Genomic DNA, 13,983 nt, shown 5'->3' on the forward strand with positions numbered 1-13,983 from the left:
TTCATCACCCGACCACCCCGAAGTTCTGGCAGCGACACTCCCGCTGAACTTCTTAAGAGCACTGAACGCCTGTTCAACTGCGGGTTTCGATTGCTTTCCGATACCCGATTATCCGTACCCACTCTCAGGCCTCCAGCACCCGATAGACCGACGCTCGACCGATGCCGAGCCGTTTGGCGATCTCGGTAGGCGACACCCCCTCGGCCTTCAAGCGGCGCACTTCGTCTATCGGCACCGAAGGCTTCCGCCCCTTGTAGACGCCAGCCGCCTTGGCCTTGGCGATGCCCTCCATCTGCCGCTCCTTGCGCAGCGCAGTTTCGAACTGGGCGAAGACGCCGAGCATCTGGAGGAAGGCAACGCCCGCCGCCGACGAAGTGTCGACCGGCTGCTCGGTCGCCCGCAGATGGGCGCCCTTGGCGCGAATGACGCCCACGATCGCCTCCAGGTCCTGCACGGAACGGGCCAGGCGGTCGATGCGGGTGACCATGAACGTGTCGCCCTCTCGGAGGTAGTCAAGGACGGTCTGAAGCTCCTTGCGCCCCTGAACGGTAGTGCCGGACTTCTTCTCGGATCGAACGGACGAGCAGCCTGCCGCCTTGAGGGCTTTGATCTGGATGGTGCAGTCCTGGTCTTCGGAAGAAGCGCGGGCGTAACCGAGTATGGTTGTCATGATCTGTCTCGTTAGGGTTTAGACCATATCTTCCTGCCTGTCTCGATATCGAAAAGCAACCCCAATAAGACGCCATCGGTGTCTCACGCCTCTGTCTTGCTGACGTATACTCTATCGAACGCCGTGGGCAGGACGGCCAAATGTCCCCGGCCACCCTCCATCACTGGGCAATGTCCGCGATGGCCTGCGCCCGTGTCGTCCAGTTCCTAGCCGCCCACGCAGCAGGTTAGGCGTGCGGCGAGCGATCGCCGGATGGGACCGGGCGGGCGGGGAATGCCGATCGGCCCCTATGTCGATCGTGGGTCCCCTCTGGCCCCGTCTATGGTACCGAGTGATTTCGACCGCTCGCAGATCAAAACTGGCGGCTTCGCTCCCGCCCCGTTGCTGCTACTCGGACCTCGACAACACCGCCCAGTTCTTGAACGTTTTCCCGAGCTATGCGCCCAAGTGCACGAAGGGTCAGATTGCTCTCCTAAGCAGTCTGCACTAACGTAGATGGCGAAAAGCGCCTTCAGGTTCTTCTGGTATGCTCGGTCACGGTGTCCAGTTTCCGGAGAGGCGCGTTGGGGCAGCCAAGCTCCTCCGCAGACCTACACTTTGTCCTACATCGGGTATTCCGGGAAGCCGAAGCCGCTGCCCTCGGCAAAGCTCTTCGTCAGTGCAGACGGCGTCACCCGTTCCCTGGCCTTCTTGCCTGAATCGTAGAACTCTACCTTCGATGCCCAAAGATCAGCAAAGAATGAGTGTTTCGTTATAAAGTCGTCATTCTGCGTTTTTGGCCACCAGCCTTTGCGTGTAGCCTCATAGGCTATTAGCCACATCTCAGATTTGAGCCCGCTTTCGGTGGCGAAGCCTTGCCAGAACGAAAAATCTAGAGGGCCGTTAATCAAGCTGCTGTGCCAAAGGTCCAGCGTAAGAAGGCCAACTGTTGAGCTTCTCAGATTCATCACATTTGCCATGACGCTTGCGGGTACGATGAGCTTGATCTCGCGTGCCCAAAACAGCAACCATGCTAACTCGTCAGTGTGGCCCGCCGCCGCTTTGATCGGTATCTGTTGAAGAATGTAGGTATGTATTTCAGCGAGGGGCAGCTTGCTCGTTGCGTTGATGGCGGCCAAGTGCTCAGCCACGAAGCTCAAACATGTAGCTGAACGTCGAGCGCAATACAGCATCCACCTGACGAGGTGATCCGTATTGGTCGCATCCACGGCAAAACTTGCGGCTCGCTTAACGGCAAACAAGAGCGCGTTATCACGCTTGTTCTGGTCGGCAAGATAAACTGCTTGTTCAAAAAACGAGTCGAGATCGTCTCGCTGGCGGCTTGCCTTGGGGCTTAGCTCAAATGTTCTCACATAGTGAATCCACTCGGGAGAGTGGTTGCATCCTAGCCCAAGTGTACTTGTCTTTTCGGCATTAAGCTCAAGTTGGTAATCGTAGAGGGCAAGTGAGAGGCCCGAAAGGACCGCTGAAGCCGTTTCATTCTCCTCCAAGCCAATAAGGATATCATCGACGTAACGCAGCGATCTTGACTCAAAACTAGGAATGTTGATCTTTACATTTTCCTCGACCTCTACAACGATCAACTCTGAGATAATGCGTGAGGTGTCCGGGCCTATCGGGATGCCGATGGTCTGCCCTTCTTGTCCCGCGCCCACAGCTTTGTCCAAGTGGTTAGCGTAAGAGTCCTTGAATGCCTTCGTGCTGTGGTTCGCTTTCGCATGGGCCTTTCCGACAATCGCCCAAGCGATAGAGTGGGTGTAAATGGAAGGGTAAAACCTCGCGATGTCTGTTTTGACATACCGGCCATAGGTCGCGAGCAAGCGTGCACGTTGCCGGGCAACTCCGTCGAAATCTACACCCGTAATAGCTCGGCCTGTGCTATTAGCAGCGAACTCTGGCTTGAACTCAGTCACCGTCGATCGAGCAAGTTTGGTTTTAATATCGCTCCAATTCGTGCTGATCAGGTGCGCGACGTGAAGCTGATTTACGGGATTCACTAGAGAGAGCTTACGACGAATATCCCCGTAGCGAGGAATGCTATAAACCTCGGGTGCCGTCCAAAACTTTCTGATTGCGGCGCCTTCCCACTTCGCTGCGAACGCCGCCGCATTGTCCGCGAAGGAGTCAGTGGTGAAGGGCGGGGGTAACTCCGCAGGGAAGTACCCTCGACGCAGTAGTTTCTTCAACCGTGTTTCTATCATGCGCTTTGTTGTCGCGGAGAGTTTCATACGTGCACTGTACGGTTTCACTTCGCTGACGCTAGCCGCGATGTGGGCACCCAAGTGCCTTTTGATCGTTAACCGGACGCTTGTTCGACGCCCTCAGCCGTCGTGCCCTGTCCTGTCTCGCAAACAGCGATGACGCTATGACGATCCCCACCACCAAACTGCCCGTCGAGGCCTGGGGTGGGCTACATTACCGATGTGGCGGGATCGACGTCCACAGTCCACCGAGCGTTGGGCCATTCTCCCTCGCAGACAAATATTATCCCTGGGCACTCGACATCCGGCCCGTGCATCATGTCCGCCAACGCAGCGTCGGCGCCAAGGTTGACGCCTGCCGCCTCCAGCCGCGTCAGGTGCCAGTCGACACTCTCGGGCCCCATCGACCGGAGGCAGTACAAGGCGCCGTTGAAGGATGCGGGATGATAGGTGCCGACGAAGGTTTCGCGGCCCCCAGGGAACCGGCTGTCCACCGCTGATACCTTCACGATGATGGTAAAAAAGCGGATGGGCAGAGGGCCGCCTGCCTGTTCAATCATGCCCGCTTCGCCTTCTGGCCAAGGCCACAGACGTCCCCATGACGAGGACAAAAACCGGGTCGACCGCTGAGGCAGCCAAAGCAGGAACGGCTCCGTCGCCATCAGTTCTCACCTATAGCAATCGTCACGGGCAGCACGGACAGCCAGAAGCTCCCAATCCACAGGCGCCAACAGCGGCCCAGACACGGCTGACGGGAACGGTATCGTATGTCTTTGATGAAGGCGGCCACAGCTCGCGCTCCTCTCGATGAGTGCGCGTGATCTCCCCGACAGGATCGACCCGGAGCTGTTGATGGTTGAGGTTAGATGCCACAAGGCGGTGAGGGCGTCCAGAGGGGGCGCGGCTACCCCTTGCGGTGGTACAAAAACGTGGTCATAGTGGCCTCCGTCGGATCGTAAGAAACGGCGGTATTCTGCGGTTTTTGAGGTAGAATGGGCTAATCCCTCCTCCGCTACCACCTTTCAAATGATTCGCAGAATAGGGATGGCCGCTTACTGGTGCCTGGGCGCTGGGTGATGTGGCATTCTCTTCGGGTTTTCCTGCGGTCTGGCGTGGCGCTGTCGCCGCCGACATCAGGGGGGGCGCCGGATGTGGGGCTCCGGGGCTTTCGCCGTGCGCTGCTCAGCCTCTTGCTGAGGAAGGGGCGTAGAAACATTTTCTTTTTCCACCTGCGAAGCCGCTGGTGGTGGAGAAAGGCTTACCGCCCTGATAGTAGCGCAGTATCGCAAGGCTGTGGCATGGAGTCAGGATGCCCGTTTACCAGTTCAAGCGCTTGAGCGCCGACGGCAGAGCCGACACCCGCGCCCTGGAACTTGAGGATGCCTCTCAGGCGCGCGCCGTCGCTCTGCGCTACTTCGCGGGGGAGGTAACCGGACTCGCCCGACATGACCCGGAATGCGATGATCTTCGCGTCCAGGTGACCGAGGGATCGAGGCGCACGCTCTTCACGATCCAATTGACCGTGGTTGAGGGGGCAGGGTGACCGATCACCACTTCCTTCATTCGTTCGCTCGCAGCCGTCCAGGCGCTGTGACACGTCTACGGGAGTGAGGATGCCAGGACTGCGGCGATGGCGGATGACGCTGCTCGGATGCGGGGGCGTAATTGGCGCCGCTTATGCTCTCATGCGGGCAAATCGGCTGCCGCGTCGGAAGGAGGGGCCAGCCACGCCTCCACCGGCTTGTGGTGACACGACTCTGTCGCGGGTCGTGGCGGACCGTGCGGCGCTTCATCCCGGTCTTTCGGGTGTCCACCTTCTTGCCGATGCGGTCGACGCGTTTGCAGCCCGGCTGCTGCTGGTGCAGGCCGCGGAGTGCACGATCGACCTGCAGTACTACATTTGGCACGGCGACCGCACGGGCACCCTCTTGCTGGAAGCCGTCCATGAGGCGGCCGAGCGAGGGGTGCGGGTCCGGCTCCTGCTGGATGACAACGGTATCGCCGGTCTGGACGGTGTGCTGGCGGCCTTGAACGCACATGCGAACATTGAGGTGCGTCTCTTCAACCCGTTCCGGATCCGCTACCCGAAGTCGATTGGCTTCCTGCTCGATTTCGGCCGTCTCAATCGTCGCATGCACAACAAGAGCTTCACCGTCGACGGGGCGCTTACCATCGTCGGCGGCCGGAACATTGGCGACGAATACTTCGGGGCAGGCGACGGTGCGCTCTTCTCTGACCTTGATGTCCTGGCGATCGGGCCCGTCGCACGTGAGGTTGAGGCCGATTTCGAACGCTACTGGACGTGCGATTCAGCTTATCCGGCCCGGCAGATACTACCGCTCCTCGGTCGCCGGAAGAGAGCGAAACTGCGCTCGCGCGCGTCGGTGGTGCAAAGGGACGCGTCGGCCCAGCGCTATGTCCGGCGCCTCCAGAACCTGCCGCTGCTGCGCCAGCTCATGGAAGGCCGCATGAGTTTCGAATGGGCGCAGGTACGCATGATCAGCGACGATCCCGCCAAGATCGTGCGCGACATGGAATACGAGAACCTCCTCGCCGGCAAGTTGGACGGTGCTATCGGCAAGCCGAAGCGGGAAATGACGGTGGTGTCCGGCTACTTTGTGCCGGGCGAGGAGGGTTGCCGCCAACTGGGAAATTATGCGCGTTCCGGCGTGCGCGTGGCCGTCCTGACTAACGGCTATTCCGCCACGGACGTCGCTCTCGTCCACGCGGGCTATGTGCCCTGGCGCAAGCGGCTGCTGAAGGCGGGGGTGCGACTTTACGAAACCGCAGCACAGGTGCGTGATGTGCCTTCGAAGAAGCAGCGGCGGGAAGGCGCGAAGCTCGGCATCGGCAGCCGGCTGCGGGCAACGGGGAGCGGGTCCTTCGCCGCCCTGCGCTCGGGCGCCTCGACCATTCACGCCAAGACGATCACCGCCGATAGGGAGCGGCTGTTCGTCGGCTCCTTCAACTTCGACCCGCGCTCGCTCCGTCTGAATACGGAACTGGGCTTCGTGATCTTCAGCCCTCGTCTGGCGCGACAGGTCGCAGAGGCGTTCGAGACGATCATTCCCGCAGCAGCCTACGAGGTCGTGCTCGAGGGTGAGGAACTGCGCTGGCTGGCGGGTCCGCCTGGCTCGGAGGCGCCGCTGGCCCGGGAGCCGGGCATGAGTTTGTTCGATCGCCTGATGATCGGCCTTGCGTCCCGCCTGCCGATCGGCTGGCTGCTTTGATCCGCCGATAGCCCCGCTAAGCTGGGGGACTCCCGGTCAGGGCGCCTTGACCAGCGCGGATCCGCCCTGCGCCAGCGATGTCGCTATGGCGTCGATCTCGTCTTCGGGAATCCGACGGGCAATCACGGCCATGGGATCCTGAGGTTTGCGCACGTCGACGACGGTCTCATCTCCCCGCCAGGCGCGCAGCCGCTCGGCAAGGTAGCCCGCGCGCTGCCCCTCGAGGAGCGGTCCCGGCCGGCCCGGTGTGTGGCAGTTGCGACAGGCGGGAAGTTGGTCGCCGGGCAGGCCGTTCTGCACGATCGGGTGCGGAGCGACCGGCGGGGCATCCTTAAGCCCCGGCATCGCGGCGAAATGATCGGCTGCGGCTTGCAACTGCGGGTCCGACATGCCGGAAACGGCGGTCTGCATGATCGCGCTGAAGCTCTTGCGCGCCGCGTGCAGGCGCAGGGCATGAAGAAGGTAGTCGCGCTTCTGCCCCGCGATCACCGGCACGTCCTGCTGTCCGCGGCCGAGGCCATCGGCGCCGTGACACCCGGTGCAACGGGCGAAAGGACCGGGTTCCGTCGCCTGTGTCAGGGCGCGGTACTGCTGCGGGCTCATCGTAGGCAGCTGCCGGACGAAGCTCACCATCCGGCGCACCTCGTCGTCGCGTCCGGTCTCCGGCCATGCGGGCATGCCTGTGTATTTGATGCCGTGCCGGACGATCCAGAACAGTTCGCGGTCGGTGTACTCAGCCGCTGTCCCTGCCAGATCCGGGGCGTGAGGTGTGGCTGCGTGCATCACCGGCGAGGGAGGCACGCCCGGCGCCCCGTGGCATACCTGGCAGGCTTGACGGAAGTGTCCTGCCGCACTGATGAGCCCGTCGTCATCGCGCACCTTCTCGGGCGTGTTAATCGCGCTGTAGGTGCGTGCGGAGTTCTGCATGGTCCAGTGCAGGAACCAGGTAGTGATCCTCCAGTGACCGGAGGATGCGGCGATCGGCACGAGTCCGAGCCATGCGACGGCCATACCAAGGGCTGCGACGGCGCAAAGCGCGAATACGACGCGCCGCCAGGTGATCTTCACCATCATGCGGCTTCGCTCCGATCTTCTTTCAGGAGGGCGCCAAGAAGCACCAGTCCGCCTGCCAGATAGCTGACGCCGCCGACGATCAGCATGACGACACCGCCGAGTTGCTGGTCGGAGAGGTAATCCAGTCCGGGCGCATGGTGCATCCCCCCGTACAAGGGCCTTGGTGCCAGCCCAATCAGTACGCCCAGAAGCGTCATGTGCATGGACGTCAGCAACAACGCGCCGATGCCGCTCGCCCGATTCGGAGCGTGGATTGCGGCAGTCCACAGGAAGAGCCCGGCCGCAAGGAAGCAGGCGTGTTCAAACCCGGTCACGAGGATCGATCCATGTGCCGCCGCACGCAAGGCGGGGAGATGCCAGGTCCACACGATCACGAGTTCAAGCAGCATCGCCGTCATCGGGCTGGCCAGGAGGGGCCAGCGATGGGCAGGATCCATGGAGCTGCCCGAAAGTCCGTAGGCAAGAAGCGGCGCGCTGACCGCGACGGCGATCATGTGGCCCGCCATGTGCCCTGTCATGCCGATGCCGGAGAGGCCCCAACCGATCGGCAGCAGAACCAATCCTGCAAGCAGTGCCGCGCGCTTCACCGGCAGTCACTCAGGAAGGCGACGGGCAGGGCGCTGAACAGCACCGCAACGAAGCTCAAGCCTGCCAGAAGCAATGTCGACTTGGCGATGAAGCGCAGGCGGTCGATCTGCGTGCCGCTCTCGTGCGGGGGCGGATCGCCGGTCATCCGCTGCTGCTTCCAGGCGATCCAGCCGGATACGAGGATGATGGCAAGCGCCACAACGGTGCCTGCCACGAACAGGGTTGGGAAACGGGCGAAGGAGCCCACCTTCGCACACGATATCGACGCCCAGAGATAGGAGAACAGGAAGTGGCCGGCCCACACCGCCGGCGGAACGATAAGCGTCCACAAGCTGACGCGAAGCCGCTCGTGCCACTTGAGGGGATCGCGGCTCATGCCACCTCCGGGAACAGGCCGATGGTCAGGTAGGTGACGACGGCGGTCAATGCGAAGAAGTGGGCGTATACGGTGACGTTGCGGATCTCCGCATCGTGGCGCGGCGTCATCCGGCCGGCGAGGCTGCGGGCCAGCACATAGGCCAGCATGATGGCGGCGATGCCGGAGTGGATCGAAGTCCAGAGGGCGAGGACCCAGACGATGGCGGGGTAGCTGTGAGCCGCAGGGTCCATCCCTGACAGCCAGGGGCCGGCCAGCCCCGCGAAAATCCCTGCCAGCGCCAGGACTATCGCCCCTGCCACAAGGGCGCGGGCGATGTTCACGCCGCCCCGGGCATGGACTTCGCGTGCCGCCACTGTCGCTACCCAGGTCGCCATGCCGAGCGCGAGCGCGGCCATCGGCCAGAACAGACCGGGTGCGAAGTCCATTCCCTCGGGCGGGAAATCCTCGTGGCGCGTCCAGAAGAAGTAGTAGCCGAAGACAAGCCCCGAGAACGCTGTCGCGTCCGCCATCATTGTGATGAACATCGCCCACCAACCCGGTGCCGCGCTGCCGGAGATGTAGAGGGGCAGTTCAAGGCCGTGTCCAATCGGCTTGCAGGGCTTTTCCGGCGTTTCGGCGGTGCCGACCCACAGCCATGTCAGCACGAGTCCCAGCGTCGCGAAACTGGAGACCAGCGCCAGCCAGTAGAAGTGATAGGTCGTCAGGATAAAGACGCCGCCGAGCGCGAGGGCCGTAAGCATCGGCAGCCAGCTGGGACTGCCGAGGCGGATCACGGCGACGGGGCGGGCGTCCAGCACGGAGGTGACGATGGTCTCGCGCCGTCCTTCCTCCGCATCCGGAAGGAAGAAGCGCCCTTCGTCCACCTTTCGGACGAAATCCTCCTGATCCCAGATTGGATAGCGGCTCTCGATGAGGGGAATGGAACGTACGCCCCAGTTCTCGTCCTCCGGCTTGGCCAGCCATTCCAGCGTTCCCGCCTGCCATGGGTTGCGCGCTGCCTTGGGGCGCCAGGGAGACCGGCAGAGGTCCAGCACGATCACGGCGACGCCGGAGGCTATGATGAAGGAGCCGATGGTGGAAGCAAGGTTCAGTCCGCCCAGGCCCAGCTCTTCCGGGTACGTGAACACCCGTCGCGGCATTCCCTCAAGGCCCGACAGATGCATCGGGAAGAAGCACAGGTTGGCGCCGACGAAAAGGAGCCAGAAGGCCGTGCGGCCGAGCCTGTCCGACAGCTTCTTGCCCGTCACCAGCGGCCAGTAGTAATACAGGCCCGCGAACAGAGGCATGAGCGTTCCGCCGATCAGCACGTAGTGCAGATGCGCGACGACGAAGTAGGTGTCGTGGGCCTGCCAGTCGAACGGCGCGACGGCGACCATGACGCCGGTAAGACCGCCTATCACGAAGATCGCCAGGCTGCCCGTCGCATACAGCAGTGGGGTGGACCATACGACCCGGCCTGCCCAGAGCGTGATGATGAAGACGAAGATCTGGACGGCCGTCGGAATGGCTACGGCTTCGGATGCGGCGGAGAAGAAGGCGAGGCTGATCTTCGGCAGGCCCGTGGTGAACATGTGGTGCACCCACAGGCCGAAGGACAGGAAAGCCGTTCCTACCGCCGCCAGCACGATCCAGGGATAGCCCAGCAGGTGGCGCCGCGCGAAGGTGGGTACGAGCATGGCGAAAAGCGCTATGGACGGAAGGAAGACGATATAGACTTCCGGGTGCCCGAAAATCCAGAACAGGTGCTGCCACAGCAGCGGGTCGCCTCCGCGCGATGCGTCGAAGAACGGCCAGTCCAGCAGCCGCTCCATTTCGAAAAGGATGTCGCCCGCGATCAGGGGCGGGAAGGCGAACAGGATCATCACCGCGACGACAAGGATGTACCAGGCGTAGAGGGGCATGAGGTTCAGGCGCATGCCGGGCGGGCGGCACTTCAGCACGCCGACGATCAGTTCCACCGCGGCCGCAACCGACGACACTTCGATGAAGGAAAGGCCCAGCATCCAGATGTCCGCTCCGAGGCCGGAAAGATCGGTGCGGGTGGTCAGCGGCGGATACATGAACCAGCCACCATCCGGCGCAGCGTCGAAGAAGATCGATCCCGAAACGAAGAGCCCGCCCAGCAGGAACGACCAGTACCCGAAGGCGGAGAGGCGCGGGAAGGGCAGGTCGCGCGCGCCGAGCAGCTGCGGCAGCAGGATGATCGACACGGCCTCGAACATCGGCACCGCGAAAAGGAACATCATCACCGAGCCGTGCAGCGTGAACAGCTGGTTGAATGTGCCCGGCGTCACGAGGTCGTTTTCCGGCACCGCGAGCTGCGTGCGCATGATGAGCGCCAGTACGCCTGCGAACAGCATGAAGCCGAAGGCCGTGAGGACGTACCAGACACCGATCTGGTTGTTGTTCGTGTCCGTCCATCTCAGGAACAGGCCCTTGGGCGGCTCCCATACGGCGCGGAGGCGTTTCTCCTGCGCGGCGCGCAGGGCTGGGTCGTCCTGATCGTGAAGGCTCATCGGCCGGCCTCCCCGTCCGCGGATCTGAGCCAGCGAGCGATTTCCGTGGCGTCCTCGATCGGCATGGCGGAGTAGGCGGGCATTCGTGCTCCCGGTTTGAAGCGGCTGGCGTTGCGAATGAACGCGGCGGTGCTTTCGAGTGTTGGCGGCAGGGTGCCGGCGGCGAGGCTGCGCCTTTCGCCCAGACGGGTGAGATCGGGCCCGATCATCGCGGTGTGGGGTGTTCCCTTGACGGTGTGACATGCTCCGCAGCCGTTCGCACTGAACAACTCGGCGCCGCGACCGTCTGCTCGAGCCGGAACGCCGCGTGCCGACGCAAGCCACGCATCGAAGGCAGACGGCTCCATCGCGATGACGTCGAACGCCATGAGGGCGTGGCTGAGGCCGCAGAATTCGGCGCAGACGCCGCGGAAGATACCGGGCTTGTCCGCCTTGACGACGAGGCGGTTGATGCGGCCCGGGATCATGTCCATCTTGCCGCCAAGGCCTGGTATCCAGAAGCTGTGGACCACGTCCGTCGCGGTGACGTCGAAGACCACCGTTCTGCCTACCGGCACCCGCACTTCGTTGGCGGAGATTACTCCGGGTCCGTTTCCATCCTCATAGCGCAGTCGCCACCAGAATTGTTCGCCCTGCACTTGGATGCGCAGGTCGCCCGATTGGTGAGGCAGCGGCCGCATGGCCGGAAGCGCCCACAGGAGCAGAGCTGTCAGCACGACTGTCGGGAAGATCGCTCCGAGCCACAGGACGAGGCGCATGCCTCCGACGTGGTCGAGCTTGCCCTCCGGCGTGCGGACGGCGATCACGTAGACGGCAAGCACCAGCAGGGCGATGACTGTCGCACCGATGACCAGTACCGACGTGAGGTGCATCGTCGAACGCGCCTCGACCCCGAACGGTGCCAGAGTTGACTGCCGCGCGTTGCAACCGGCGAGTGCCGCTGTCGCCAGAATCGAGATGTGCCGCCACCGGCTTGCCCCTGCCATGCCCGAGCAAACGCATCAGACGCGGAAGAGTTCTGGCTGAAGTTCCGTTACAAACCGTTGCTGTCCGATCCTGGCGCCGATGAGGTCGTGCTGGTGCGATGCACCAGTTCCTCCGGAGCAAAGTCATCCACGGCGATAACTTCGGCCACGGCCTCGTCCGCTCCGCGCAAGCGCTTCAGTTCCTCGTCTGTTATCAGCCCCCGTTCGCGGGCGACCTGAGGGTCCCGGACGCGGGCTCGCTTCATCCTGTCGTGGATGGGCTGCGTATCGATGGTCTTGCGAAAGGCGTCCGTCAGCCGCGTCACAGCCTCATCCTCGCCCCCAATGTAGACGTTTTCGATAAGGCGATCGCGCGAAGGGCACGGCTCCAGGAGGATATCCGCGCATTTGCGGATCGTGCGGTCGGAAGGGGCTGTGCGTCGCCGACCGTATGGCATGATGAACAGGCGCAGCATCCACCCGACAGGACGTGCGGGGAAGTTGGCGACGAGTTCGGCGAAGCGCTGTTCGATCGTGGCAAAGCCGGATTCCATGCACCAGTCGAGCAGCGGCAGGTCGGCGTCCTGCCGGCCTTCGTCCTCCCAGCGCTTCAAGGCGCCCGACAGCATGTAGAGCTCGGACAGGATATCGCCCAGCCGCGCCGAAAGAAGCTCGCGCCGCTTGAGCTCGCCGCCTAGCGTGAGGAAGGCAATGTCCGAGCAGAAGGCGAAAGCGGCCGCATAACGGCTCATCTGGCGGTAGTGGCGGCGCGCCTTTCCGGCGTTCGGTGCGGGCGCGAACAGGCCGCCGGTCCAGCTGCGGGCGAAGGCCCGGATCGCTGTCTTCAGCGCGTGGCCCACATGCTTCCAGAGCACGTGGTCGAATTCCGCGAGGGCAACCTTGGTGTCGTCCTCACCGACGGCGCGGATCTCTCGCAGCAGGTAGGGATGGGATCGGATCGCACCTTGCCCGAAGACCATCAGGCTGCGGGTAAGGATGTTCGCACCTTCGACGGTGATGCCGACCGGGATGGCCCGGTAATGGTTGGCCAGATAGTTGCGCGGACCTTCGATGACGCCCTTGCCGCCATGCACGTCCATCGCATCGTTGACGACGATCCGCATCCGTTCGGTGGCGTGCAGCTTGAGAATGGAGGAAATGACGGCGGGGTGATGGCCCTGGTCCAACCCGGCACAGGTCAGTCGCCGCGCACCGTCGAGAAGGTAGGCGTTGCCGGCAATCCGCGCGAGCCGTTCCTGAATGCCTTCGAAGCGTCCGATCGGCAGGTTGAACTGAGAACGAACGCGCGCGTAGGCGCCCGTCGTGTGCGCGGCGAAGGCACCTGCGGCTGCGGAAAGCGAGGGCAGGGATATGCCCCGGCCTGCGGCAAGCGCGCTCATCAGCATCTTCCAGCCCTGTCCCACGCGGTCCGGGCCACCGATCACGTTGTCGAGAGGTATGAAGACGTCATGGCCTTCGTTCGGCCCGTTCTGGAATGCGTGCATCGACGGCACGTGGCGGCGGCCGATCGTCACGCCCGGCAGGTCGGCCGGCACGAGGGCAACCGTGATGCCGATGTCCTCCCGCTCGCCCAGAAGCCGTTCCGGATCGCGCAGCTTGAAGGCAAGGCCGAGAATGGTCGCGACGGGGCCAAGGGTGATGTAGCGCTTGCGCCAGTTCAGGCGGATGCCGAGCACCTCCTGACCCTGCCACTGTCCCTTGCAGATCACCCCTTCGTCCACCATCGCCGCGGCGTCGGAACCGGCTTCCGGGCTGGTGAGGCCGAAGGCGGGAATCTCCCGCCCGTCCGCCAGCCGCGGCAGCCAGTGTTCTTGCTGTGCCGGCGTCCCGAAGCGCAGGATCAGTTCGCCGGGGCCAAGAGAATTGGGCACCATGGCGGTCACCGCTGCCGAGACAGACCGCGTGGCGATCTTTCGGACAATCTCGCTGTGCGCGAAGTTGGAGAAGCCAAGGCCGCCGTACTTCCGGGGAATGATGATCCCGAAGAACCTCTCCCGCTTGAGGTAATCCCAGACTTCGGGCGACAGGTCGCGGGTTTCCCAGGTCATGCGCCAATCGTCGATCATGGCGCAAAGCGTTTCCACCGGGCCCGAAAGGAAGGCCTGCTCTTCCGCAGTCAGCCTGGCGGGAGGAACCGCCAGCAGGGCGTCCCAATCGGGGTCGCCGGTGAACAACGCGGCCTCCCACCATGTATCGCCCGCATCGATCGCCTCGTTCTCAGTGGCCGACAGGGCTGGCAAGGCCGAACGTACCATCGACAGGACCGGGCGGGTGAGTATCTGGCTACGGGCGGTGGCGGCGAGCGACATCGTGTTCAGGCTCCTAGTTTCCGAAACGGC

At 63.2% G+C, this 13,983-nt stretch carries 11 protein-coding genes; 2 read left to right on the plus strand and 9 right to left on the minus strand.

Translation table 11 applies throughout. The features are described from left to right. Positions 1-124: 124 nt before the first annotated feature. The 3 genes from QOL62_RS02615 to QOL62_RS02625 form a co-directional block, all read right to left on the minus strand. On the minus strand, positions 125-670 hold the full coding sequence (locus tag QOL62_RS02615) for a recombinase family protein (RefSeq protein WP_283405063.1): 546 nt from the start codon (positions 668-670) through the stop codon (positions 125-127). A 602-nt stretch (positions 671-1,272) separates the two neighbouring features. Continuing rightward, positions 1,273-2,898: an RNA-directed DNA polymerase gene (locus QOL62_RS02620; protein WP_283405064.1), complete on the minus strand. Its 1,626-nt coding sequence runs from the start codon at positions 2,896-2,898 to the stop codon at positions 1,273-1,275. Between the two features lie 182 nt (positions 2,899-3,080). Then, the gene (locus QOL62_RS02625; protein ID WP_283405065.1) at positions 3,081-3,431 is read right to left on the minus strand and encodes a hypothetical protein; all 351 of its coding nucleotides are present in this window, start codon (positions 3,429-3,431) and stop codon (positions 3,081-3,083) included. Positions 3,432-4,180: 749 nt separating this feature from the next. Between QOL62_RS02625 and QOL62_RS02630 the strand changes: the two genes are divergently transcribed. Both QOL62_RS02630 and QOL62_RS02635 read left to right on the plus strand, forming a co-directional pair. Further along, positions 4,181-4,414 (plus strand): DUF6894 family protein, encoded by a 234-nt coding sequence (locus QOL62_RS02630; protein ID WP_283405066.1) that lies wholly within the window; start codon positions 4,181-4,183, stop codon positions 4,412-4,414. Positions 4,415-4,508: 94 nt separating this feature from the next. Then, positions 4,509-6,101 (plus strand): phospholipase D family protein, encoded by a 1,593-nt coding sequence (locus tag QOL62_RS02635; protein WP_283405067.1) that lies wholly within the window; start codon positions 4,509-4,511, stop codon positions 6,099-6,101. Between the two features lie 36 nt (positions 6,102-6,137). Here QOL62_RS02635 and QOL62_RS02640 read toward each other — a convergent pair whose 3' ends face one another. From QOL62_RS02640 to QOL62_RS02665, 6 genes are read right to left on the minus strand one after another with little or no spacing between them, the layout of a single operon-like run. Next, the gene (locus QOL62_RS02640; RefSeq protein WP_283405068.1) at positions 6,138-7,175 is read right to left on the minus strand and encodes a c-type cytochrome; all 1,038 of its coding nucleotides are present in this window, start codon (positions 7,173-7,175) and stop codon (positions 6,138-6,140) included. Further along, positions 7,172-7,762 carry a cytochrome c oxidase assembly protein gene (locus tag QOL62_RS02645; RefSeq protein WP_283405069.1) on the minus strand — a complete coding sequence of 197 codons (591 nt, stop codon included), beginning with the start codon at positions 7,760-7,762 and terminating at the stop codon, positions 7,172-7,174. Before QOL62_RS02645 ends, QOL62_RS02640 begins: the two co-directional genes overlap by 4 nt. Beyond that, positions 7,759-8,139, minus strand: a complete 381-nt coding sequence (locus tag QOL62_RS02650) for a hypothetical protein (protein ID WP_283405070.1) — start codon at positions 8,137-8,139, stop codon at positions 7,759-7,761. The genes QOL62_RS02645 and QOL62_RS02650 overlap by 4 nt, the downstream gene beginning before the upstream one ends. Beyond that, entirely contained in the window at positions 8,136-10,658 is a 2,523-nt protein-coding gene (gene ctaD / locus QOL62_RS02655) for a cytochrome c oxidase subunit I (protein ID WP_283405071.1), read from the minus strand. Before ctaD ends, QOL62_RS02650 begins: the two co-directional genes overlap by 4 nt. Next, positions 10,655-11,644 (minus strand): cytochrome c oxidase subunit II, encoded by a 990-nt coding sequence (gene coxB / locus QOL62_RS02660; protein ID WP_103727837.1) that lies wholly within the window; start codon positions 11,642-11,644, stop codon positions 10,655-10,657. Before coxB ends, ctaD begins: the two co-directional genes overlap by 4 nt. Before the next feature lie 47 nt (positions 11,645-11,691). Continuing rightward, positions 11,692-13,953, minus strand: a complete 2,262-nt coding sequence (locus tag QOL62_RS02665) for an acyl-CoA dehydrogenase (RefSeq protein ID WP_283405072.1) — start codon at positions 13,951-13,953, stop codon at positions 11,692-11,694. Between the last annotated feature and the right edge of the window lie 30 nt (positions 13,954-13,983).

Source organism: Novosphingobium panipatense, from assembly GCF_900182875.1.
Lineage (GTDB): Bacteria > Pseudomonadota > Alphaproteobacteria > Sphingomonadales > Sphingomonadaceae > Novosphingobium > Novosphingobium panipatense.

Excerpts from the sequence above, each read along its gene's own strand:
- QOL62_RS02615 (WP_283405063.1), bottom strand. The coding sequence starts at position 670 with ATGACAACCATACTCGGTTACGCCCGCGCTTCTTCCGAAGACCAGGAC.
- QOL62_RS02620 (WP_283405064.1), bottom strand. The coding sequence starts at position 2,898 with ATGAAACTCTCCGCGACAACAAAGCGCATGATAGAAACACGGTTGAAG.
- QOL62_RS02625 (WP_283405065.1), bottom strand. The coding sequence starts at position 3,431 with ATGATTGAACAGGCAGGCGGCCCTCTGCCCATCCGCTTTTTTACCATC.
- QOL62_RS02630 (WP_283405066.1), top strand. The coding sequence starts at position 4,181 with ATGCCCGTTTACCAGTTCAAGCGCTTGAGCGCCGACGGCAGAGCCGAC.
- QOL62_RS02635 (WP_283405067.1), top strand. The coding sequence starts at position 4,509 with ATGACGCTGCTCGGATGCGGGGGCGTAATTGGCGCCGCTTATGCTCTC.
- QOL62_RS02640 (WP_283405068.1), bottom strand. The coding sequence starts at position 7,175 with ATGATGGTGAAGATCACCTGGCGGCGCGTCGTATTCGCGCTTTGCGCC.
- QOL62_RS02650 (WP_283405070.1), bottom strand. The coding sequence starts at position 8,139 with ATGAGCCGCGATCCCCTCAAGTGGCACGAGCGGCTTCGCGTCAGCTTG.
- ctaD (WP_283405071.1), bottom strand. The coding sequence starts at position 10,658 with ATGAGCCTTCACGATCAGGACGACCCAGCCCTGCGCGCCGCGCAGGAG.
- coxB (WP_103727837.1), bottom strand. The coding sequence starts at position 11,644 with ATGGCAGGGGCAAGCCGGTGGCGGCACATCTCGATTCTGGCGACAGCG.
- QOL62_RS02665 (WP_283405072.1), bottom strand. The coding sequence starts at position 13,953 with ATGTCGCTCGCCGCCACCGCCCGTAGCCAGATACTCACCCGCCCGGTC.